At 46.0% G+C, this 21,545-nt stretch carries 19 protein-coding genes; 16 read left to right on the top strand and 3 right to left on the bottom strand.

Annotated elements, in window-relative coordinates; translation table 11 throughout:
• Window positions 1–62: 62 nt before the first annotated feature.
• Window positions 63–1,181: a sporulation integral membrane protein YtvI gene (gene ytvI / locus DC345_RS12410; protein WP_113053372.1), complete on the bottom strand. Its 1,119-nt coding sequence runs from the start codon at window positions 1,179–1,181 to the stop codon at window positions 63–65.
• 478 nt (window positions 1,182–1,659) lie between these two features.
• Between ytvI and citZ the strand changes: the two genes are divergently transcribed.
• The 4 genes from citZ (at window position 1,660) to DC345_RS12435 (ending at window position 5,733) form a co-directional block, all read left to right on the top strand.
• Window positions 1,660–2,772 carry a citrate synthase gene (gene citZ / locus DC345_RS12415; protein ID WP_113053373.1) on the top strand — a complete coding sequence of 371 codons (1,113 nt, stop codon included), beginning with the start codon at window positions 1,660–1,662 and terminating at the stop codon, window positions 2,770–2,772.
• 146 nt (window positions 2,773–2,918) lie between these two features.
• Window positions 2,919–4,211 carry an NADP-dependent isocitrate dehydrogenase gene (gene icd / locus DC345_RS12420; RefSeq protein ID WP_062329572.1) on the top strand — a complete coding sequence of 431 codons (1,293 nt, stop codon included), beginning with the start codon at window positions 2,919–2,921 and terminating at the stop codon, window positions 4,209–4,211.
• A gap of 15 nt (window positions 4,212–4,226) precedes the next feature.
• Window positions 4,227–5,168: a malate dehydrogenase gene (mdh, locus tag DC345_RS12425; protein ID WP_113053374.1), complete on the top strand. Its 942-nt coding sequence runs from the start codon at window positions 4,227–4,229 to the stop codon at window positions 5,166–5,168.
• A 139-nt stretch (window positions 5,169–5,307) separates the two neighbouring features.
• The gene (locus DC345_RS12435) at window positions 5,308–5,733 is read left to right on the top strand and encodes a hypothetical protein (RefSeq protein ID WP_181586571.1); all 426 of its coding nucleotides are present in this window, start codon (window positions 5,308–5,310) and stop codon (window positions 5,731–5,733) included.
• 232 nt (window positions 5,734–5,965) lie between these two features.
• Here the strand turns inward: DC345_RS12435 and DC345_RS12440 are convergent, their stop codons facing one another.
• Window positions 5,966–7,525 (bottom strand): histidine kinase N-terminal 7TM domain-containing diguanylate cyclase, encoded by a 1,560-nt coding sequence (locus DC345_RS12440; RefSeq protein WP_113053375.1) that lies wholly within the window; start codon window positions 7,523–7,525, stop codon window positions 5,966–5,968.
• A gap of 433 nt (window positions 7,526–7,958) precedes the next feature.
• Here DC345_RS12440 and DC345_RS12445 point away from each other — a divergent pair, with 433 nt between their 5' ends.
• The 12 genes from DC345_RS12445 to DC345_RS12500 all read left to right on the top strand — a co-directional run bounded on the left by DC345_RS12445 (window position 7,959) and on the right by DC345_RS12500 (window position 21,114).
• Entirely contained in the window at window positions 7,959–8,828 is an 870-nt protein-coding gene (locus DC345_RS12445; protein WP_113053376.1) for an SDR family oxidoreductase, read from the top strand.
• 289 nt (window positions 8,829–9,117) lie between these two features.
• Window positions 9,118–9,462, top strand: coding sequence for a cupin domain-containing protein (locus tag DC345_RS12450; RefSeq protein ID WP_113053377.1), 345 nt, complete (start codon window positions 9,118–9,120; stop codon window positions 9,460–9,462).
• A 30-nt stretch (window positions 9,463–9,492) separates the two neighbouring features.
• A complete protein-coding gene (pnpS, locus tag DC345_RS12455; protein ID WP_113053378.1) occupies window positions 9,493–11,322 on the top strand; it encodes a two-component system histidine kinase PnpS in 1,830 nt (609 codons plus the stop codon).
• A 115-nt stretch (window positions 11,323–11,437) separates the two neighbouring features.
• On the top strand, window positions 11,438–12,166 hold the full coding sequence (locus DC345_RS12460; protein ID WP_053783546.1) for a response regulator transcription factor: 729 nt from the start codon (window positions 11,438–11,440) through the stop codon (window positions 12,164–12,166).
• 152 nt (window positions 12,167–12,318) lie between these two features.
• Window positions 12,319–13,509, top strand: coding sequence for a methyl-accepting chemotaxis protein (locus tag DC345_RS12465; protein WP_113053379.1), 1,191 nt, complete (start codon window positions 12,319–12,321; stop codon window positions 13,507–13,509).
• Between the two features lie 218 nt (window positions 13,510–13,727).
• Window positions 13,728–14,483: a phosphate ABC transporter ATP-binding protein PstB gene (gene pstB, locus DC345_RS12470; protein ID WP_063568101.1), complete on the top strand. Its 756-nt coding sequence runs from the start codon at window positions 13,728–13,730 to the stop codon at window positions 14,481–14,483.
• Between the two features lie 62 nt (window positions 14,484–14,545).
• Entirely contained in the window at window positions 14,546–15,205 is a 660-nt protein-coding gene (gene phoU / locus DC345_RS12475) for a phosphate signaling complex protein PhoU (RefSeq protein WP_113053380.1), read from the top strand.
• A gap of 219 nt (window positions 15,206–15,424) precedes the next feature.
• Window positions 15,425–18,079, top strand: coding sequence for a DNA polymerase I (polA, locus tag DC345_RS12480; protein ID WP_113053381.1), 2,655 nt, complete (start codon window positions 15,425–15,427; stop codon window positions 18,077–18,079).
• 112 nt (window positions 18,080–18,191) lie between these two features.
• On the top strand, window positions 18,192–19,022 hold the full coding sequence (mutM, locus tag DC345_RS12485; protein ID WP_113053382.1) for a DNA-formamidopyrimidine glycosylase: 831 nt from the start codon (window positions 18,192–18,194) through the stop codon (window positions 19,020–19,022).
• 152 nt (window positions 19,023–19,174) lie between these two features.
• Window positions 19,175–19,948 (top strand): manganese efflux pump, encoded by a 774-nt coding sequence (locus DC345_RS12490; RefSeq protein WP_113053383.1) that lies wholly within the window; start codon window positions 19,175–19,177, stop codon window positions 19,946–19,948.
• 9 nt (window positions 19,949–19,957) lie between these two features.
• Window positions 19,958–20,554: a dephospho-CoA kinase gene (coaE, locus tag DC345_RS12495; protein WP_113053384.1), complete on the top strand. Its 597-nt coding sequence runs from the start codon at window positions 19,958–19,960 to the stop codon at window positions 20,552–20,554.
• Window positions 20,551–21,114 (top strand): lytic transglycosylase domain-containing protein, encoded by a 564-nt coding sequence (locus tag DC345_RS12500; RefSeq protein ID WP_063568107.1) that lies wholly within the window; start codon window positions 20,551–20,553, stop codon window positions 21,112–21,114. The genes coaE and DC345_RS12500 overlap by 4 nt, the downstream gene beginning before the upstream one ends.
• A 107-nt stretch (window positions 21,115–21,221) precedes the next feature.
• Here DC345_RS12500 and DC345_RS12505 read toward each other — a convergent pair whose 3' ends face one another.
• Window positions 21,222–21,443 (bottom strand): alpha/beta-type small acid-soluble spore protein, encoded by a 222-nt coding sequence (locus DC345_RS12505; protein WP_053783555.1) that lies wholly within the window; start codon window positions 21,441–21,443, stop codon window positions 21,222–21,224.
• Between the last annotated feature and the right edge of the window lie 102 nt (window positions 21,444–21,545).

Consider the following 21,545-nt stretch of genomic DNA (forward strand, 5'->3'; position numbering starts at 1 on the left):
CTGATGAGCGGTGCCTTTCTTAATCTTGATGATATGCGGATGACAGAACAGAAATCATGATTTCATCGGACACGTCCATTAATAATGTATGTTCGGAGATCACGGAATACGTTCGCTCGATTAAATGCATCAAGGATAACGAGGCTGACAGGGCCGATAATCAAACCGAGTACACCGAACAGCTTCAATCCGACAAACATGCCAACCAATGTGGCGAGAGGGTCCAATCCGACACTGCTGGCAAGCACTTTGGGTTCAATGATTTGGCGGGCAATCAGTACAATGAGATATACAACACTGATACCGATCCCCAGGTACAGGTCTCCATTCATAAGCAGGTATGCCGCCCAAGGAACCATCACGAGGCCAACACCGAGATAAGGAAGCAAATCCACCAGACCGATGAGCAAAGCGATCGTAAAGGCAGACTTAACCTGGAGCACAAGCAATCCGATCATGACAAATAATGCGGTGATGGAGATCATGATCAACTGGGCTCGTGCATAACCGAACAGCGCTTTTTTTAGATCATTCCATATGTCGGTAATCGGTTTGCGAATGGAAGAGGGCACCCAGCCCGATACGGTAATGCTGTGTCTGGTCCAACTTTTGCTAATAAAGAAAGTTGACAGCAGAACCACGATTAATACGGCTCCCATATTGGGTAGGGAAGTGAGCAGGTTCAGGATCATGTTGAAAAATCCGGTGACCAGATCGGTTACTGCTGTACCTACCGTTTCGGTTGTTTTGCTAATATTGCTGTTAATGGTCTCCTGATAGTTGGGGTTTTCCTTATAAAATTCATTAATCTGTCCGATTAAACTCTGAATCGTGTCATTCTGAGTCCAGCGGACGAACGTTGCCTTAATCTCATCGACATGAAGGTCGAAGCTTGTTGTTAGTGAGATGACTTCCTTGACCATACGGGTTACCGCAGCAGACAATACGACGACAATGGCCCCGAAATAAATGATTAGTGATAAGGTTACAGCCAGCCAGCGAGGAAATCGAGCCTTGTATTGAAGCAACTTCACCAGAGGGTTCATCGCATAGGCGATAATCCAGGCGATGGCAAAAGGATATAACAACGGGAACAGCAGGTATATGGCAACAGCAATGAGTATGGTCGCGATAATCACCCATAAGCCGCGCAACAGGCGTTTCATTATAATTCTATCCAAGCATCAACTCTCCTTATTCCATTTCAAGCCACCATGAAGGAAGCACAGGAAGCTATCTAGTTAATATAGAGCAACTACACTGATTTGAAACGCTAGGATGTCGTCGAATTATATCTTTTCTTTTGCCTAGAGTATGCCTCATATTCACAAAATATAGCAATAAAAACTTGGTTTATAGCATGGATTTATATAAAAAGAATAAAATGTCAACCTTGCTTTTGTAAAGGTTTTCAAAAATGCTTTATCGGTCCGATAAAGAAGTTTGATGTGCGGATGACCCCGCATCATGTTCACATAAACGACAAAATCCAGTATGATGAGATAAGGAAATACCGATTGACAGATATGAAAAACAGATATTGAGGTATTTATTAATTTTAAAATGTAAATGGTTACAAAAGAAGGACGAGTGCGTTTGAGCACGTAGATGACACTCTGGATGGGTTCTTGATTTCGTTTATTAAAGGAGAGATGTAATATGACAGCTACCAAAGGTCTGGAAGGCATCGTTGCAACAACCTCTTCGATCAGCTCCATTGTAGACGGTGTGCTTACATACCGTGGTTACGATATTGACGATCTGGCAGAACATGCAAGCTTTGAAGAAGTTGCCTATTTACTGTGGTTTGGTAAATTGCCAACTACGGATGAACTGAAATCCCTTCGCAAAAGCTTGAGCGATTACGCGCCGATTCCGAGCGAGTTGATTGCACAAATCCAATTGTATCCGAAAAACATGAGTACCATGGCAGCACTGCGTTCCGCGGTATCCGCACTGGCTCTGTACGATGAGCAGGCTGACGAGATGACAGCGGAAGCGAATGAGAACAAAGCGGTTAAGCTGCAAGCGCAGTTGCCAACCATTGTGGCAGCCATAGCCCGTATCCGTCAGGGCAAAGAACCTGTGGCTCCAAAAGAAGGCGCTTCCATCGCAGAAAACTTTTTATATATGATGACTGGAGAAGAACCAGCCGAGACCGCTGTTAAAGCCCTTGATCAGGCGCTTGTCCTGCATGCGGATCACGAGTTGAACGCTTCTACATTTGCAGCACGTGTAACCGTTGCTACGCTTTCCGATATCTATTCGGGAGTAACTTCTGCGATTGGCGCATTGAAGGGGCCATTGCATGGCGGTGCGAACGAAGCCGTTATGAAAATGCTGAATGAGATTGGCACACCTGATCGTCTGGAGGCGGCTATTCAAGAAAAATTGAACAACCGTGAGAAGATCATGGGCTTTGGACACCGTGTATACAAAAATGGTGATCCACGTGCGAAGCATCTGCAAAAGATGTCCAAGGAACTGGGCGAAATGAACAACGATACACGTTTGTATGAAATGTCAGTGAAGATCGAAGAACTGGTGACAGGACAAAAAGGTCTGAAACCAAATGTAGATTTCTATTCCGCTTCCGTATATACCCAATTGGGTATTGAAGAAGTACTGTTTACACCGATCTTTGCGATTAGCCGTGTATCAGGTTGGACTGCTCACATTCTGGAACAGCTTGCGGATAACCGCATTATTCGTCCGCGTGCCGAGTACACAGGCCCAACAGATCAGAAGTACGTTTCAATCGAACTTCGCTAATGGCATCAAAACCAGTATAATAAACAGGACGGGGTGAAGGGATGTAACCTGTTGGCTAAAACTAGCAGCAAGTTCATAACCCTTCCTCCAATAAGACAAGCGGTGTGTTATCATACTGCATCGAAACCCAAGGAGGAATTATACTAATGAAATTAGAAAAATTTGCTCACCCAACTGAAGGCGAAAAAATTCAAATTGATAACGGTACACTGCAAGTACCTAATAACCCAATCATTCCATTTATCGAAGGTGACGGTACAGGCCGTGACATCTGGAAAGCTTCCAAACGTGTATTGGATGCAGCTGTTGAAAAAGCATATGACGGCAACAAAAAAATCGCATGGTATGAAGTGTTTGCTGGCGAGAAAGCTTTCAATACATACGGGGAGTGGCTGCCAAACGATACGCTTGAAGCCATTCGCGAGTATATCGTAGCGATTAAAGGACCACTGACTACACCAATCGGCGGCGGAATTCGTTCCTTGAACGTAGCACTTCGTCAAGAACTGGATCTGTACACTTGCTTGCGTCCTGTTCGTTATTTCGATGGTGTACCTTCTCCTGTTAAACGTCCTGAGCTGGTAGACATGGTCATTTTCCGTGAGAATACGGAAGATATCTATGCAGGTATTGAATACGCAGAAGGTTCCGAAGAAGTGAAAAAAGTAATCCAATTCCTGCAACAGGAGATGGGTGCAAACAAAATCCGTTTCCCTGAAACTTCCGGTATTGGTATTAAGCCAGTTTCCTCTGAAGGTTCCAAACGTTTGGTACGTGCAGCGGTACAATATGCTATCGATCACAACCGTAAGAGCGTTACATTGGTACACAAAGGTAATATCATGAAATTTACTGAAGGTGCCTTCAAAAACTGGGGTTATGAAGTTGCTGAAGAAGAGTTCGCTGACAAAGTGTTCACTTGGGCACAATACGATATCATTAAAGAGAAAGACGGTACGGATGCAGCTAATGCAGCTCAAAAAGCAGCTGAAGATGCTGGCAAAATCATCGTGAAAGATGCTATTGCCGATATCGCTCTGCAACAAGTATTGACTCGTCCAGGTGAGTTCGATGTAATCGCAACGTTGAACCTGAACGGTGACTATCTGTCCGATGCACTGGCTGCACAAGTTGGCGGCATTGGTATCGCTCCAGGAGCGAACATCAACTATGTAACAGGACATGCTATCTTCGAAGCTACTCACGGTACTGCACCTAAATATGCAGACAAAGATGTCGTGAACCCTGGTTCCGTTATTCTGTCCGGCGTTATGTTGCTTGAGCACCTGGGATGGCAAGAAGCGGCTAACCTGATCTACAAAGGTATGGAAACATCCATCAACAACAAAACAGTAACTTATGACTTTGCACGTCTGATGGACGGCGCTACTGAAGTGAAATGTTCTGAATTTGCTGATCAAATCATTAAAAACCTGTAAGGGGAGATGTGAATCGTGACTATTCAGCGCAAAAAAATCACAGTAGTCGGCGCCGGATTTACCGGAGCTACAACGGCTTTGATGCTTGCCCAAAAAGAACTCGGGGATGTAATTCTGGTTGATATTCCACAATTGGAAAACCCGACTAAAGGTAAAGCGCTCGATATGTGGGAAGCTAGTCCTGTTCAGGGCTTCGACAGCAATATCGTCGGTACTTCCAACTACGAGGATACTGCAGGTTCGGAGATTGTTATTATTACGGCAGGTATTGCCCGTAAACCGGGTATGAGCCGTGATGATCTGGTTAACACGAATGCAGGAATCGTGAAGTCTGTTTGTGAAAATGTGAAAAAATATTGCCCTGATTCCATCGTCATTATTCTAAGCAACCCGGTAGATGCAATGACATATGCAGCTTATCAGACGCTTGGTTTTCCTAAAAACCGCGTAATCGGTCAGTCCGGTGTACTGGATACTGCACGTTATTGTACATTCATTGCACAAGAGCTGAATGTATCGGTTGAAGACGTCCGTGGATTCGTTCTTGGCGGCCACGGAGACGATATGGTACCACTCGTTCGTTACTCCAGCGTTGGCGGTATTCCAATCGATACCCTCATCCCGGCAGAGCGCATTGAATCCATCGTACAACGCACACGTGTTGGCGGCGGTGAGATCGTAAACCTGCTTGGAAACGGCAGCGCATATTATGCACCAGCAGCTTCATTGGTGCAAATGACCGAAGCCATTTTGAAAGACAAAAAACGAATCATTCCGGTTATTGCTTACCTTGAAGGGGAATATGGCTACAACGACTTGTTCCTTGGCGTGCCAACCATTCTTGGTGGTAATGGAATTGAAAAAATATTTGAACTGGAACTGACGGCTGAAGAAAAAGCAGGACTCGACAAATCTGCGGATTCGGTTCGTAACGTCATTTCAGTAGTAAATCTGTAAGTTTTGAAAACTTTTTGACAGGAACACAGAGAAAACCTTCGGATCATCCGGAGGTTTTCTTTTCTTTGGATAAGTTCCCCAGTATAATGAGATGTGATGTATAGCACACTGAATGAAATTTATGAGGAGGTTGGACATTTTGACAATGATTATGTATTTGCTCCATATTATTGGAGCACTGGCGATGGGTTTCTATCTGATCTTGCCATTCGTGGTTGGCAAAATCCGGACATTGAGTGTTGCCGCTCAAGAGGGAGCATTTGCATCGCTCCGTTCATTGAACCGTATCGCACAGTACGGACTTGTGATTCAGCTTCTTACGGGTGGTTATTTGATGACCAAGGGTGAGTATTCCTATCTGTGGATGGGCGTGGTAGTGGTACTGTTGCTGGCTATTGCAGCAATTGGTGGCATTATGGGTAAACCACTACGGCTGGCAGCAGAGGCTGTGAAAAGCAATCGTGACGTCAGTGCAGAACAGAGCAAGATTCGTACGTTCAGCACATTGCTTGCCGTGTTCCTGCTCATTATGGTGTATCTAATGGTGAACAACCAAGTGATCTAAAACGACTGCGCACGAGTTCTATTGTGAGCTGAACTTAAAGCGTTTGCACTTCAGAGACTGGGACAAGCTCGATAATAAAGTAAGGCATTGAACTATATTGAAATAGACAGCCTAGAGGCTGTCTATTTTTGTTCGCTCCGTTTGGGGTGATTTCTGAGAACACGTAAGGTGCAACGTATTGATTTAACTAACGGCATATATGGGCTCAACTAGAATTATACGCTTTATTTAATTAACTTAGGCTCACAGTGTGAGCAAATACGGTGTTACGACCGTTACGCTTGGACTCATATAGTGCTGTATCGGCATCACGCAGCAAGGATTCCAGAGAATCGGAACCCCCATTATATTGTGCCACTCCGAAGCTTGAAGTTAGTGGAATACGAGTGCCCTGTACCTCCAGCGGGTCATTTAAAAAAGCCATGCGTAACTTCTCTGCGAGCTGTTCACCATCTTGGAGAGATGCATTGGGAACCGCGATAACAAACTCCTCTCCTCCATAACGTGCAAACAACATCTCTGGGTTCAGATAACGATTACATACAGAGACCACATGAATGATCGCCTGATCCCCAACGTCATGTCCATAGGTGTCGTTAATTCGTTTGAAATGATCAATGTCAAATAATATCAAGGCCGCAGGCCGCAGATTAAGCTGAGCTTCACTCAGTATCTCTCGACCTCTGAGTATGAACTGCGTACGGTTATAAATTTTGGTGAGACCATCGAAGTAAGCCAGCTGTTTTAATTGTTCCTGAAGGAAACGTTGCTCTGTAATATCAATCAGCATAATCAGAGTGCCAACGGCCTGTCCGTCTTTGTTATAAACATAAGAGGTTCTTACTTGATAGCAGACGGTTTCTCCGTTCAATTGCCAGTACAGATCGGTTTGCAGACCTTCTCGGCCATATTCTACTGGAAAAGTCTCACCGGCAAGCGACAGCCATATATCGTTCAGATGTTGACCCACCATGCTCAAATCAAGCTCTGGAAGCATATCACGCAGAGATTTGTTGTGATCAACGAGACGATTGGAACTATCCAGCACAATAACGCCTTCACGCATGCTCTCAAAGATACTATCCTTGGCAATAGGTACGATGGTTAGCAGTCGGGATGAAAGAATGGCCCAGATGTACATTGCGGATGTAATGCACATGAGAACAGGAACAGGGTCCATACCACCTGGGGTCAGACCAAGCAAATACACAAAAGCGGCTACCATGGGAATAAGTTGTGAAGTAATCAGTGTGAGTAACTGACGACGATACATCTTTTTGGTATGTCTCCATTGTCCGATGAGAATAAGGCAAGCACATAACAGACAGGCAAAGGTGAATGCCCCATGAACAACGTACCACTGCCCTATTGCAATATCCATTAAAGGGACGGGGCTGTCTTCTCTTAGCCATACTCTTTTATAGAAAAGATGATGAAAATCATTTGTTGCGACCATGAACAAGGTAATGGAAGGGATTACAAACAGCGCCGCAGAAGCTTTTTTGGATAACTTTTTACCCGTGTATTGCATCATGAGCATCAGTCCAAGAGAGGCGGAGAAAGGCATGCCAATGTATTCGACGACCGTCCAGAATTTCATCTGCTCCAGTGTATTGCTGGCGAGTTCAATCGCGTATCCAAAGGTGTACACAGACAGCGCTGCTGTATAGAGAATGAATATCTTCGAACTGGGGATTTCTGCTCTTCTAACATAAGTATATAAACACAGAAAAACATTCAGCACAGCTGAAGTTGTTACAAGTGTTATATAAGAATTAATGTGCGATTCCATGGGTTAGGTCTCCATATTAGATCAGAATAATTGCTTAGTTGAAAGCACGATAGTCACATTCAAACTGTATTCATGTTGTTTAAAACTTATCTGTATACTGTACATTGTACATCAGCCCATACGGCATAGGAATACAATTTGGGTGGTGAATCCGTTCAATTTTGAAAAAATTCGAATGTTTGGCAAAACAGGTCGAATTCAATGCGGCTTTGCCTCAGTAAAAGCATGTCTACGAGAGAAGATAAAGAACAACCATTTTAGTATTGAGAATTTTTCTGTTTGACCACCAAAAGGAAGCGGTAAGTAAGTAGCGAGACAACAGATCAGGGACTTTGGAGCATGACTGTTGAAAAAGGGAATAATCTGTGTTGTTCATGCCATCCTACAGAATGAATCTGAATCAGACATTCCATTTTGAGAGGAGAAATGCCAGATGTCAACCGACACACAAAACAAAAAGACAATGCCAGCCCAACATCAAGATCAACGCCCGGGTATTGAATCGGAAATGCACCCCAAACCAGAGTTTGAGAAACCCGAATATAAAGCAGCCGGCAAGTTGTTGGATAAAGTTGCTTTGATTACGGGTGGAGATAGTGGAATTGGACGTGCTGTTGCCGTTACATATGCGAAGGAAGGCGCGGATATAGCGATTGTATACCTGAGTGAGCATGAGGATGCAAAAGAGACCAAACGTCAGGTCGAACAGGAAGGACGCAAATGCATATTGATTGCCGGTGACATTGGTGACAATACCTTTGCCAAGAAATCCGTGCAACAGACAGTAGATCAGCTAGGCAAGTTGGATATTGTCGTGAATAATGCAGCGGAGCAGCATCCCCAGCAGCAGTTGGAGGATATTACTCCAGAACAGTTGGAGCGTACATTCCGGACAAATATTTATGGCATGTTTTATATTACACAGGCTGCTCTGCCACATCTTAAGAAAGGCAGTACAATCATTAATACAACCTCCATTACCGCATATCGCGGAAATCCGACGTTAATTGATTATTCATCTACGAAAGGAGCTATCACTTCTTTTACACGCTCTTTGTCGATGAACGTTGTGGAGAAGGGCATTCGTGTGAATGCTGTCGCTCCAGGGCCGATTTGGACCCCGCTCATTCCATCCACATTTGATGCGAAAAAAGTGAGTGAATTTGGTGCTACTCAACCGATGAAACGTCCAGGGCAACCGGATGAACTGGCTCCAGCTTACGTGTATCTCGCTTCAGATGATTCTTCCTACGTAAGCGGTCAGGTGATGCACGTTAATGGCGGTGAAGTGGTGAACGGATAATCCATTGCCGACGTGTTTCAAATGAAGGCGTATCGTTACCAGCATGGCTGGTCGGTATGTCTTTTTTTATTGAGCATATAGCGGAATGGATATGATGCTTTTGATCCGGTTTACAAAAGTCGGGATCAGCGTTGATACAATCATGATATTTTATCATTAGGCTTGCCTGTGGATAGTTCTAGAAGAACAGCTGAATAGCTGCCGCTCTGCTGCTTATCAAAAATGGCAGGGTCTTCATGCTATCTGTGATATGATATAGACCGAACAAGTAAGCTTCGGAGGCGGTCATATGAAGATTAGCAAACAAAATGCGGCACACTATATATGGGGTGGACAATGCGATGGCTGGCATCTCGTTCAAAATGAAACACTTAGCATTATTCATGAGTGTATGCCTGCAGGAACATCTGAAACCCGGCATTATCATTCGATAAGTCGTCAGTTTTTTTTCATCCTCAGTGGTGAGGCCTGTATGGAACTTAACGGAGAAGAGTTTGTGCTCGGACCCCATGAAGGGATAGAAATTGCACCGGAGATGCCACATCAGATGCAGAATTGCGGAGAAGCAGACGTAGAGTTTCTTGTTATTTCACAGCCCACCACTCGTGGTGATCGAATAGAAATGGATATGTAATCATTAATTTTATAACAAAGGAAGAGATAGATGAGACCGTTTCGAATTCGCCTTGCCATCATCATGATGGTGCTGATCGGTATTTCCGTCATTATAGCGGGTTATACGATGGGCAGAGTTTTTAAGACCACTCACATTACCGCACTGGAGCAAACGATGGTGCGTGAGATCAACTTGCTGAAAGCAACGTTCCCATTCCATGATGCGACTGATCCCAAAAATACAGAGACACAGAAATATTACTCAGAACGTGCTGTCGAGCTGGATCGACTGACGGATTCACGGGTAACCTTTATCAATAAAGATGGAACGGTCATTGGCGACTCGGAGAGCGATCCCAATTCAATGGACAACCACTTGAACCGTCAGGAGATTAAAGAAGCGGTTGGGCAAAGTTATGGCCAGTCAATTCGTTATAGTGCGACATTAGGGCAGGACATGTTGTATGTGGCGCTTCCTGTGAATTCGGATCAAAGCGACATGATCGAGTTACCCAATGGGAAATTTGACGGTTACATTCGACTATCCATGAGTCTTGAAGCTGTAGATCAGGGTCTTCAGCAGGGCTGGATTCTGATGTTTTTCACCCTGGGCCTACTGTTTCTGATTGTGGCGCTGGTAAGTTACCGGGTTGCGCGGGGACTGACATCACCCATTGAGCATATCACGAAGGTGGCTCACCGAATCACCAAGCTGGATTATGATGCTAGAGTGGATGTAACTCGTAATGATGAGATCGGCCAACTGGGACTTGCGATTAACGGAATGGCAGACAGCCTTCAGATGCAGCTAAAAACGATTAGAGATAATGAAGCGCTGCTGCAAAGCGTGCTTGCCAACATGACAGGCGGCATTATCATGATTGATGCAGGTCAATCCATTGCGCTGGTCAACCGGGAAGCGGAGCGTATGCTTGGCATTCAGGCTGAGCGGGTTACTGGCAAACCATATATTGAATTGAAGCGCCATTATGAGCTGACGCGTACGATTGAAGAAAGTGTTGCATTAAGAGAACCGATGCATGAAGAAGTGAGTGTGTTCAATCCGGTAGAAAAATTGATTCGCATCGATGGAGTACCGATGTCCGAAGATGATGGTGCTTATCGGGGGATGCTCTTCCTTTTGCAGGATGTAACAGCAATCCGCAGGCTGGAATCGATGCGCAGTGAGTTTGTAGCGAATGTGTCCCATGAATTGAAGACACCGGTAGCTGCGGTCAAAGGTTTTGCCGAAACGCTTCTCAGCGGCGGGGTACAGGACAAAGAGACGGAGCGTTCTTTCCTGCAAATCATCTATGATGAAGGTGACAGACTGAACCGATTGATCGGAGATATTCTGGAATTGTCCAAAATTGAATCCAAACGGGCTCCATTGCAGTGTTCGCCTGTGCATGTGCACTCGTTCTTCGAGATGGTTATGGGTACCCTGTCCAAGGTGGCGGAGAAGAAAGAGATTCGACTGGAGATGAATGTTCCCGAAGAATTGTATATTGAAGCGGATGAGGATAAAATGAAGCAGATCTTTATTAATCTGTTATCCAACGGCATCAATTACACTCCTGAGGGCGGACGGGTAAAATTACAAGTGTCGGTTGAACATAATGAGGACGAAGAAGAAGTTGTATTTGCGGTATCCGACACAGGAATTGGTATTCCGAAGAAGGATTTGCCTCGAATTTTTGAACGCTTCTATCGGGTTGATAAGGGCAGATCCCGTAATTCTGGAGGGACTGGACTTGGACTTTCAATTGTGAAACATCTGGTAGAATTACACCACGGCAAACTGTCTGTAGAGAGCGAACTTGGCATGGGAACGACGTTTCGTGTTATCCTTCCATTAATTCAGGATGAAGAAATCTAGTGCGGTGGAAGTGAAATGTAAAAGGAATGTGCTGTTTTACACAGAGTTAACAATTAGGTGCTATGATAAACAAAGTGTTGTGGCAACAGACAACCTATAGGAGAGAAGGGGTATCATGGCGCAGCGTTTGCTCGTTATTGAAGATGAACCAACATTATCAAGATTGCTTACGTACAACCTGACACAAGAGGGCTATGATGTAATTGCTGAGGATCACGGATCTTCCGGTTATGATCGGGCATTGTCCCAGGAGTTTGATCTGATTCTGCTGGATCTGATGCTTCCTGGAATGAATGGTCTGGATATTCTGAATAAGTTACGAATTCAGGGTGTTAGCACTCCGGTCATTATTCTCACAGCCAAAAACGGTGAAGCCGAAGTTGTTCAAGGCTTAAAATCAGGTGCCGATGATTATATTACGAAGCCATTTGGTGTATCCGAATTGCTTGCACGCGTAGATGCGGTATTAAGACGTTATTCAAACGGTGAAGATTTGCCGCAGCCAGAGGATAAAGACGGGTCACGTATTATTTTGGGAGAGCTTGAGATTTATCCTTTGAAGTATGAAGTGACACTGGGTGGACAATCCATCAGTCTTCGTCCCAAGGAGTTCGAGGTACTGCTTTATCTGGCCAAAAAGCCGGGTGTTGTGCTTACCCGGGATGATCTGATGAATGCGGTCTGGGGTTTCGATTATATCGGAGGACAGCGCACGGTGGACGTTCATGTCAGTTCCTTGCGGAAAAAGCTGGAGCTGGACCCGGAATCGGTTCACATTGATTCAATTCGCGGTGTAGGTTATAAATTGGTCGTAAAAAGAAAAACTCCCCATCATTCAAGTTAACAATGATCGGGGAGTTTTATTTTACATTCCGTTAACACAAACCATTATGTTCCTTTACGTATAGGGAGTAGGATGAAGCTGTCTGAGTGATACTTTGTACCTACATATTCCACCTCAGGACGGAGCTCATACGTAAAGGAGATTGCGCATTTATGCCCATGTTGCTCGAAGTGAAGCCCGACCAGCCCAAAGAAATGATAGATACGCAACAGGAACAATCTATAGCTCCCATGGGAGAAAAAAAAGATGATAAAGTTGGGGGCACCAAAGAGAATGTAATTTCATTACGGGATTATTGCCGTCCAATACCTGTAGTTGATGTTCACACTACCTGCGGGGAAGCGGCAAGTCTGCTCAATCAGGATCAGGAGTACCCTTGTATTGTATTATGCGATGATCACATGCAGCCATTAGGTTTGTTGATGCGAGAGACATTATACCGGATGTTGAATGGACGCTTTGCGGCAGATCTCTTTTATCGGAAGCCGGTTGTACACGCAGCGGATTCTTCTCCTGTTATTGTCGATGTACATGCAGAAGCGACCGCGATTATTGACATTGCTCTGGCTCGCAGTGAGCAATATTTCTACGATTGTTTGATCGTTACGGAAGAAGACCGATTGCTGGGTGTGCTGACGATGAGGGATGTTATGTCCCTTTCCCGTAAGCTGCAGCATGTGGCTTCGGAAGAACGTGTACATATTATTACACAGAGCAGGCAGGAAATAACGAGAATCAACAACTCTGTCTCCAAACTGGTTCAAGCAGCTCGAAAGGCGGGGCACGAAGCGTCTCAGATCATGCAATTATCCGAACGGGGAGCAAGCAGTCTCAATCAGGTAGATGCTTCCTATAACCGTGTATATCAGCATATGGAGGGTCAACAGAAGCACGCTGATGACATGCTTCGCTCCATCGATATGGGTTCCGGGATGGCGCGTTCCATTCGTTCATTGGCTGACCAAAGCGGGCTGCTCGCCATGAATGCATCCATTGAAGCGGCACATGCGGGGGAGTACGGACGGGGTTTCCAGGTTGTCGCTGGTGAGATTCGCGCACTAGCCAAGCAGACCCGTGAGGTTGCGGGAAATATGTCCTCTTTGCTGGATGATATCGGAGGTCTGACCAGACAGACTGTAGAACTGGTGAGAGCAAGCTCGGCAGAGATTGACAACAGCTCCGTGCATGTAAACGAAGGTGGGGTTGCGTTCAAACAGTTGAACACGGCTGTAGCAGGCATGTCCCATATTGCAGAGGATATCGCGATGGAAGGCAATACGGCGGGAGAATTGGCAGAGCACATTCGGGAGAGACTGGAAGATATGGTCCAGGCGGATGACTAAACGACGTTAGGATGGACATCATTTATACACATTGATCGGATAGGAGGGTCGTGGGTATGAAAGATGTCTCTTTTTACATTCCGTTAACATGAAAGTGATACTGTTTTTACAATGAGAGGGTAGGATATTATAGATGACCGAGAGCCAGGTTCAATCATTGGCATCGGTCTACGTAAGGGAATCTGGTTGTCCCTGCCGCGAAGGAGAAGTGAACATCCATGAAGGACCTCATTCACATTGAAGGACTTAATTTATACTATGATACGCATCACGCGCTTAAAAATATATCGATGGACCTGCCGGAGAAGACGGTTACTGCATTTATTGGTCCGTCAGGTTGTGGTAAATCGACCTTGCTTCGTACATTGAATCGGATGAATGACATGATTCCAGGCGTACGTGTGGAAGGACAAGTTATGTTGGACGGTTCCGACATTTATAGCAATGAGATTGAAGTAGAGACGCTGCGTAAGCGGGTCGGAATGGTATTTCAGCAGCCTAACCCTTTTCCAAAATCCATCTATGATAACGTGGCCTATGGACCACGACTTCACGGGGTGACGCAAAAAGCCGAACTGGATCGTTTGGTTGAGCAGAGTCTTGTTCATGCAGCACTGTGGGATGAAGTAAAGGATGTACTCAAAAAATCGGCGCTGAGTCTCTCGGGTGGACAGCAACAGCGTCTCTGTATTGCGCGTGCTCTGGCTGTGCAGCCTGACGTACTGCTGATGGATGAAGCAACGTCTGCACTTGATCCGATCTCAACGCTCAAAATTGAGGAACTGGTCAAGGAATTGCACCACAAATACACGATTGTAATGGTAACCCATAACATGCATCAAGCTGCACGGGTATCAGGTCGTACGGTATTTTTCCTGAACGGAGAAGTGGTGGAGGCAGCAGATACAGAAACGTTGTTCTCTACACCGCAGGATTCCAGAACCGAGGATTATATATCCGGACGGTTCGGATAAGCAAGCTGAGTTCGAACGATCCCGGCGTGTCCGGAGATGATGGATAAGGAGGACATGAATCTATGATTCGCAGAAAAGAATTTGATCAGGAGCTTGAGGAACTGCGCACACTGCTTCGGCAGATGGGTGAGCATGTAGGCAAAGCGTTGGATGGTGCTATTGAAAGTTTACAAACGATGGATGCCGAGAAAGCTCAGGTCATCATCAAGAATGATGCGAATCTGAATGCCCTGGAAGACAAGATTATGGAACTGGGTTCGAAGCTCATCATTACACAACAGCCGGTAGCGAAGGATTTGCGACGCATTATCGTTGCCTTCAAAATCTCAAGTGACCTAGAGCGTATGGGTGACCTCGCGCTGGATGTGGCCAAAGTGACCCTTCGTATGGATGGGCAGGAGCTCATTAAACCGCTTGTGGATATTCCAAGAATGGCGGAAATCGTGAAAGCCATGATTGAGGAATCCATTGAATCCTTCCTGAAAGAAAATACGGATCTGGCCTACAAAATGGCTCAGACCGATGATCAGGTTGATCAATTGTACAGTCATATGATCAGTGACCTCTACTCGTTTATGACAGACCATCCAAATAAGGCTTCCCAAGCGATGCTCTTGATGCTGGTGGGTCGTTATATCGAACGGATTGGTGACCACGCAACAAACATTGGTGAGAGCACGGTGTATCTCGTAACAGGGAAACGCCCTGATTTGAATCAATAGGTAACCGCTTTTAGTGGAATTGGGGTATTATTCGTAGCGAAATGAAGGGACTTTCTCTCGGGCGGCCTGTGAACAGGTCATCCGCTGAGGGAGTTCCTTTTTTGCAGGCTAAATCATGACGTATAAAGATGACTAATTTTTTTGTTGTAACTGGTGTGTATGGTATCATGAGAGTAGATGTAATTGAAGGAATGACCATACGATACGCGAGGTGCTGGAATGGACAAGTTTATTCTTATAGATGGAAATAGCATTATTTACAGGGCGTTTTTTGCAATGCCGCCACTAACGAACTCGAAAGGCTTGCACACCAATGCGGTGTACGGCTTCACCACGATGCTGCTGCGCTTGCTGGAAGAGCATAAACCGACACATGTGATGGTGGCATTTGATGCAGGCAAAGTTACGTTCCGGCACGAAGGTTACCAGGAATATAAGGGTGGTCGAGAGAAAACACCACCGGAGTTGTCAGAGCAATTTCCCCTGTTGAAAGAGCTGCTTCAGGGTTTCGGGATTGCCCAGTTCGAGCTTGCGGGGTTTGAAGCGGATGACATTATCGGAACATTAACGAAGCGTGCGGATGAGGCTGGTAGACAGGTTCTCGTTGTGTCTGGTGACAAAGATATGTTGCAGCTTGCATCTGAACATGTTCATATCGGTCTTACGCGCAAAGGGGTAACCGAGATTGAACTGTATGATCCTGCTCAGATCAAGGAGCGTTATGGTCTGACCCCGTTGCAAATCATTGACCTCAAAGGTCTGATGGGCGATACATCCGACAATATTCCGGGCATTCCTGGTGTTGGAGAGAAAACGGCTCTGAAACTGCTGCACCAGTTCGGTTCGGTTGAAGAAGTCCTGAACGGTACAGGTGAGCTAAAAGGAAAAATGAAGGAAAAGATTGAGGCTCACGCCGAAGATGCACGTATGAGCAAGCAGCTTGCTACGATCCACCGTGAAGTTCCATTGGAACAAACTTGGGAAGATATGCAGTTTGCTGGCTTAAAAGAGGAACTGGCAGGCCCGGCTTTGGCCAAGCTCGAATTCAAGTCTTTGCTTGAGCGTCTGTCATTCCGCGCAAGTGTTGTTTCTGAACAGGAAGCCGTTCCGGCTGCCGCGGTGGAATCCTCCATTGCAACAGAAGAAACGGTTAGTGAACTGTTCGGTTCACTCGAATCCATTGATGTGTTGCATGTGGAGACACATGGCGATAATCCCCATCAGGCGAAACTAATTGGACTTGCTGTTGGTTCAGCCGGAACCTATACATTCCTGTCTCCCGAGTTGCTTCAGTCTGAGGCAGCGGCCCCAGTAAGAGAATGGCTTGGCAATGCAGATCAACCCAAGCGTGGTTATGATCTGCACCGTGTCGATCTCGCACTTCATGCGCATGGCATTGAGTTTGCTGGAGCGTCATTTGATGTGCAGCTGGCTGCCTATCTGCTTGATCCAACCGAATCGAATCAGACAATTAGCGGCCTGACTACGAAGTATGGTCTGCCTTCCCTTGTGGAGGATGATACGGTTATGGGCAAAGGTGCAAAATACCGGGTGCCTGAGGCGGATATACTGGGCGATTTTCTATGTCGCAAAGCGGCGGCAGTAGCAGCCATTATTCCACTCCAGGAGCATGCACTGGAGAGCAATGAGATGAACGCGCTTTTCCATGAACTGGAGATGCCGCTGTCACGTATTTTGGCAGATATGGAGAAACAGGGGATTAAGGCTAATACGGCAGATTTGCAGGCTTTGGGTAGCGAGTTTGAAGAAAATATCAGCAGGTTGATGGCGGAAATCTACAAGCTTTCCGGCACGGAATTCAATCTGAATTCACCCAAACAGCTGGGTGAGATTTTATTCGATAAGCTAGGTCTGCCTGTGGTGAAGAAAACAAAAACAGGATACTCTACGGATGCCGAAGTATTAGAGAAGCTGGCTCCATATAATGATGTGGTCAAACATATTCTGCAGTATCGTCAACTTGCCAAGTTGCAGTCCACATATGTAGAAGGACTTCTTAAAGAAATTTCAGATAAGGATGGCAAGGTGCATACGTTTTACCGTCAGACGATCGCGGCTACTGGACGTCTGAGCAGCCAGTTCCCGAACTTGCAGAACATTCCGATTCGGATGGAGGAAGGTCGTAAAATCAGGAAGGTATTTGTTCCTTCCGAGCCGGGCTGGTCCATTTTGGCAGCTGACTATTCGCAGATTGAACTGCGCGTCCTTGCACATATTTCAGATGATGAGCGGCTGAAGGAAGCTTTTGTTCAGGATATGGATATCCATACGAAGACGGCCTCAGATGTGTTTGGTGTGAAGCCAGAAGAGGTGGATGGAGACATGCGTCGTTCTGCCAAGGCGGTTAACTTCGGGATTGTATATGGCATCAGTGATTACGGCCTTTCGCAGAACCTGCACATCACACGGAAAGAGGCAGCACAGTTTATCGACCAGTATTTTGAAGTATTCCAGGGTGTGCGTCGATATATGGATGATATTGTGAAGGAAGCCCGCCAGGATGGTTATGTTAAAACGTTGCTGGAACGCCGTCGTTATCTGCCAGAAATTAATGCAAGCAACTTTAATCTGCGTTCCTTCGCGGAACGGACAGCGATGAATACACCGATTCAGGGAACTGCGGCAGATATCATCAAGCTTGCCATGGTTCAGATGGATGAAGCACTGCGTGAACGCAAGCTGAAGAGCCGTATGCTGCTACAGGTGCACGATGAACTTGTATTCGAAGTGCCTGCGGATGAGCTGGAACTGATGAAAGAGCTGGTTCCTTCGGTGATGGAAAAAGCATTGGAGCTGTCAGTGCCGCTAAAAGCAGAAGTTAGCTACGGAGAAAACTGGTACGAGGCTAAATAATAGATCCCGGGGTTTCCGTTATTTTACAAAATGATTTTCAACTGCTTTCGACATAAGAAGGGGTCCCGCTGAGCGCCATCTTCCGTTATAATATAGGGGAGGTGAGAACATCATGCCGGAATTACCGGAAGTCGAAACAGTCAGAAGAACATTGAATCAACTTATTGTTGGCAAGACCATTGACTCAGTTACCGTTAGCTTGCCGCGGATTATTCAGCGGCCGGACGACATAGATGCATTTGCAATGGAACTTAAGGGACATACCGTGATGGGTGTGGAGCGCAGAGGCAAGTTTTTGCGTATTTTGCTGGACGGGCTGGTGCTTGTTTCCCATCTGCGGATGGAAGGAAGGTACGGGGTGTACCAACAGCATGAGGAAGTGGAGAAGCATACCCATGTTATCTTTCACTTTACCGACGGTACAGAATTACGTTATAAGGATGTCCGTCAATTCGGTACAATGCACCTCTTTAATGCAGGGGAGGAACTTGTATCCAAACCCTTGTTAAAACTGGGGCTGGAGCCGCTTGATCCTGCGTTTACTGTAGCTGCATTTCGTGATGCTGTTGGCAAACGCACGACCAAAATCAAAGCCGTCTTGTTAAATCAGGCATATGTGGTCGGCATCGGGAATATTTATGTGGACGAGGCATTGTTCCGTGCAGGCATTCATCCCGAGACCATTGCCAAGACATTGACCGAAGCCCAGTTAACCGTACTTCATGAAGCGATCGTGATTACGCTGCAGGATGCGGTGGATGCAGGTGGTTCCTCCATTAAGTCCTATGTCAATGGACAGGGTGAGATGGGAATGTTCCAGCATCAGTTGAAAATATATGGACGCAAGTCTGAACCCTGTGCAACGTGTGGCACATTAATCGAGAAGAGTGTAGTCGGTGGCAGAGGAACACATTACTGTCCGAAGTGTCAACCATTGCTCTAAATCGTTACGGGTTTGGCAGCATGAACGAAATCGTCAAATTGTAGCACCCTTGGATTCCCCTCTCCATATACTGATATGGCAGAAATAAGCGGGCGTATACCCATACTGGCTGCCGCCAGTTGGACGCATTCCGCACAGGGGAGGAATCCGGGGTGCTGCATCATTTTATTTCATTACTGGCGCTTGCTTTGGCGCTTAGTTTAGATGGTTTTGGAGTCGGGATTACATATGGGCTGCGGAGGACTAAAATTCCGCTGGTATCCATTGTCGTCATTTCCATCTGTTCGGGTCTGGTTATTGCATTATCCATGCAAGTAGGTGTGCTTCTGTCTCATGTCGTATCTCCGGACGTGGCTTCAATTGTTGGAGCGGTTATTCTGATCGGTATTGGCGCATGGTCGTTGCTGCAACTCATTCGTAAACGAGACAAAGAACAGCTGGAAACGGACAATGGAGTGGGTGAGGGAACAGGGGCAAGAGGAATCCAGAGCAGTACGCAAGTCTCCCCAGAAGCTCAGTCGAAGGGTAGAAATCAAGTGCTTGCGCTTGAGCTTGAACCATCTGCTTCTGGAGGATCTCTGGAACGAATGGTGTTTACACTTGAGCTGAGGAAGCTGGGTGTGGTTATTCAAATTTTGCGTAGCCCATCAAAGGCGGATATGGATAACTCGGGCAGTATATCTGTCCAAGAAGCGATGTGGCTTGGTATAGCTCTTTCTCTGGATGCTTTCGGTGCAGGATTGGGTGCTGCATTATTGGGATTCCCGACTCTGTGGACAGCATTAGTTATCGCGTTGTTTAGCGGGGCATTTTTGTCACTGGGCATGAGGGTTGGATTACGCTTTGCTGCTTTGCGTTGGATGCGAAGATTATCTGTGCTGCCTGCGCTTTTATTAATGATTATGGGAATAATGAAGTTGTTGTGAGGTGAAATAATGAATATTGGCTTAACCGGCGGGATCGCGACAGGCAAAAGCAGTGTGTCCGCCTTTCTCGCCAGTCAGGGAGCGTTGCTCATTGATGCAGATGTTATTGCCCGGGAAGTAATGCTGCCCGGGCATCCCGTTTTGGCTGCGGCTGTTCAGCGGTTCGGACAAGCCATATTGAATGTGGACGGAACACTGGATCGTAAAAAGCTGGGCAGTATTGTGTTTCAGAATCCAGAGGAACGCAAGGCACTGGAGGCTATTACACATCCTGCGATCCGCAAGGAGATGCGCGAACGCGCTGCTCTGTATCAGCTTGAACATCCGGACAAGCTGGTCGTATCGGATATTCCGTTGTTGTACGAGTCAGGGCTGGAGGATGGCTTCGAGGAAGTGATGGTTGTTTACGTTCCGAGGTCTGTGCAGCGGGAACGACTGATGAGCCGGGATGGAATGACGGCGGAACAGGCAGATGCCCGTATAGACGTACAGATGGATATTGAAGATAAGAAGCAGCGTGCTGACGTGGTTATCGATAACAGCGGCCTGTGGTCAGAGACGGAGCAGCAAATCATTTCATTTTTGCATCGTAAGGGCTTAATATGAGATTGCTGCGTAAGAAACGGGTATTGTTGTTGATGTTTGTGTCTTTTGTATTGGTGCTGTTCCTGAATACCAATTGGATGTCATGGTTCTATCCAATTCATTATAAGGAAGAGATTCGTGCCCAGTCTCAGAGTTATGAGGTTGATCCGTTTCTCATCGCTTCCATCATCAAGGTGGAGACCAATTTTAAAACAAGTAAGGAATCCAAGAGAGGTGCCATCGGGTTAATGCAGCTGATGCCTGACACTGCTAACTGGATTATGGAGCAAGCCAAAATTCCGGGCACCTCACTGGAAGAATTGAAGCACGAGCCTGAAAGGAATATCCAGCTGGGTACCTGGTATTTACGCAATCTGTCAGATCAATTTGACGGGAATGAAGCGGCTATGATTGCAGCTTACAATGCAGGTCCAGGTAAAGTGAACTCATGGCTAAGAGATGGTGTATGGGATGGTTCGTTCGAGACGGTCAAAGATATTCCGTTTGGAGAAACCCGGCACTATGTACAACGCGTCATTTATTATTATAATCAGTATGTAAAGATCTATAATACGTTCTAAGATGAGACACTCTGGATTCATAGTCTAAAATAAGTAGAAGCACCGAGCAGGCCGGTTATTCACCGGCCGCTCCATGCTCCTCTGTGTACCGTATTACGATGCAGATATTATTGGTATTGACCTGCCAATTGCTGTTCTGCAATTGTTACCAGACGCTTCGTGATGTATCCACCGATCGAACCGTTCTCGTAAGAAGTCATGTTACCTTGGTATCCGTCTTGTGGGATGCTGATTCCGAGTTCTTGAGCAACTTCATATTTCAGTTGTTCGAGAGCTGCGGAAGCTTTAGTTACCACCAGGTTGTTGGAGTTACCATTGCTTTGTGCCATTGCTGTTCACCTCCTCGCGGTTGGTAAAAGTATTATGTGTCGGCAATACGATTTTCATAACTAAATGCATGTAGGCAATTTCTGGTAAAAAGTAAAACATGG

Origin of the sequence: Paenibacillus taichungensis (genome assembly GCF_003287275.1) — a bacterium.
GTDB classification, from domain to species: domain Bacteria; phylum Bacillota; class Bacilli; order Paenibacillales; family Paenibacillaceae; genus Paenibacillus; species Paenibacillus taichungensis_A.

Bases quoted from the DNA above. Each gene is read 5' to 3' on its own strand.
- DC345_RS12450 (WP_113053377.1), top strand. From the start codon at position 9,118: ATGAAGATTAGCAAACAAAATGCGGCACACTATATATGGGGTGGACAA.
- citZ (WP_113053373.1), top strand. From the start codon at position 1,660: ATGACAGCTACCAAAGGTCTGGAAGGCATCGTTGCAACAACCTCTTCG.
- coaE (WP_113053384.1), top strand. From the start codon at position 19,958: ATGAATATTGGCTTAACCGGCGGGATCGCGACAGGCAAAAGCAGTGTG.
- pnpS (WP_113053378.1), top strand. From the start codon at position 9,493: ATGAGACCGTTTCGAATTCGCCTTGCCATCATCATGATGGTGCTGATC.
- DC345_RS12440 (WP_113053375.1), bottom strand. From the start codon at position 7,525: ATGGAATCGCACATTAATTCTTATATAACACTTGTAACAACTTCAGCT.
- DC345_RS12465 (WP_113053379.1), top strand. From the start codon at position 12,319: ATGCCCATGTTGCTCGAAGTGAAGCCCGACCAGCCCAAAGAAATGATA.
- DC345_RS12445 (WP_113053376.1), top strand. From the start codon at position 7,959: ATGTCAACCGACACACAAAACAAAAAGACAATGCCAGCCCAACATCAA.
- pstB (WP_063568101.1), top strand. From the start codon at position 13,728: ATGAAGGACCTCATTCACATTGAAGGACTTAATTTATACTATGATACG.
- DC345_RS12505 (WP_053783555.1), bottom strand. From the start codon at position 21,443: ATGGCACAAAGCAATGGTAACTCCAACAACCTGGTGGTAACTAAAGCT.
- DC345_RS12500 (WP_063568107.1), top strand. From the start codon at position 20,551: ATGAGATTGCTGCGTAAGAAACGGGTATTGTTGTTGATGTTTGTGTCT.
- polA (WP_113053381.1), top strand. From the start codon at position 15,425: ATGGACAAGTTTATTCTTATAGATGGAAATAGCATTATTTACAGGGCG.
- icd (WP_062329572.1), top strand. From the start codon at position 2,919: ATGAAATTAGAAAAATTTGCTCACCCAACTGAAGGCGAAAAAATTCAA.
- phoU (WP_113053380.1), top strand. From the start codon at position 14,546: ATGATTCGCAGAAAAGAATTTGATCAGGAGCTTGAGGAACTGCGCACA.
- DC345_RS12460 (WP_053783546.1), top strand. From the start codon at position 11,438: ATGGCGCAGCGTTTGCTCGTTATTGAAGATGAACCAACATTATCAAGA.
- mutM (WP_113053382.1), top strand. From the start codon at position 18,192: ATGCCGGAATTACCGGAAGTCGAAACAGTCAGAAGAACATTGAATCAA.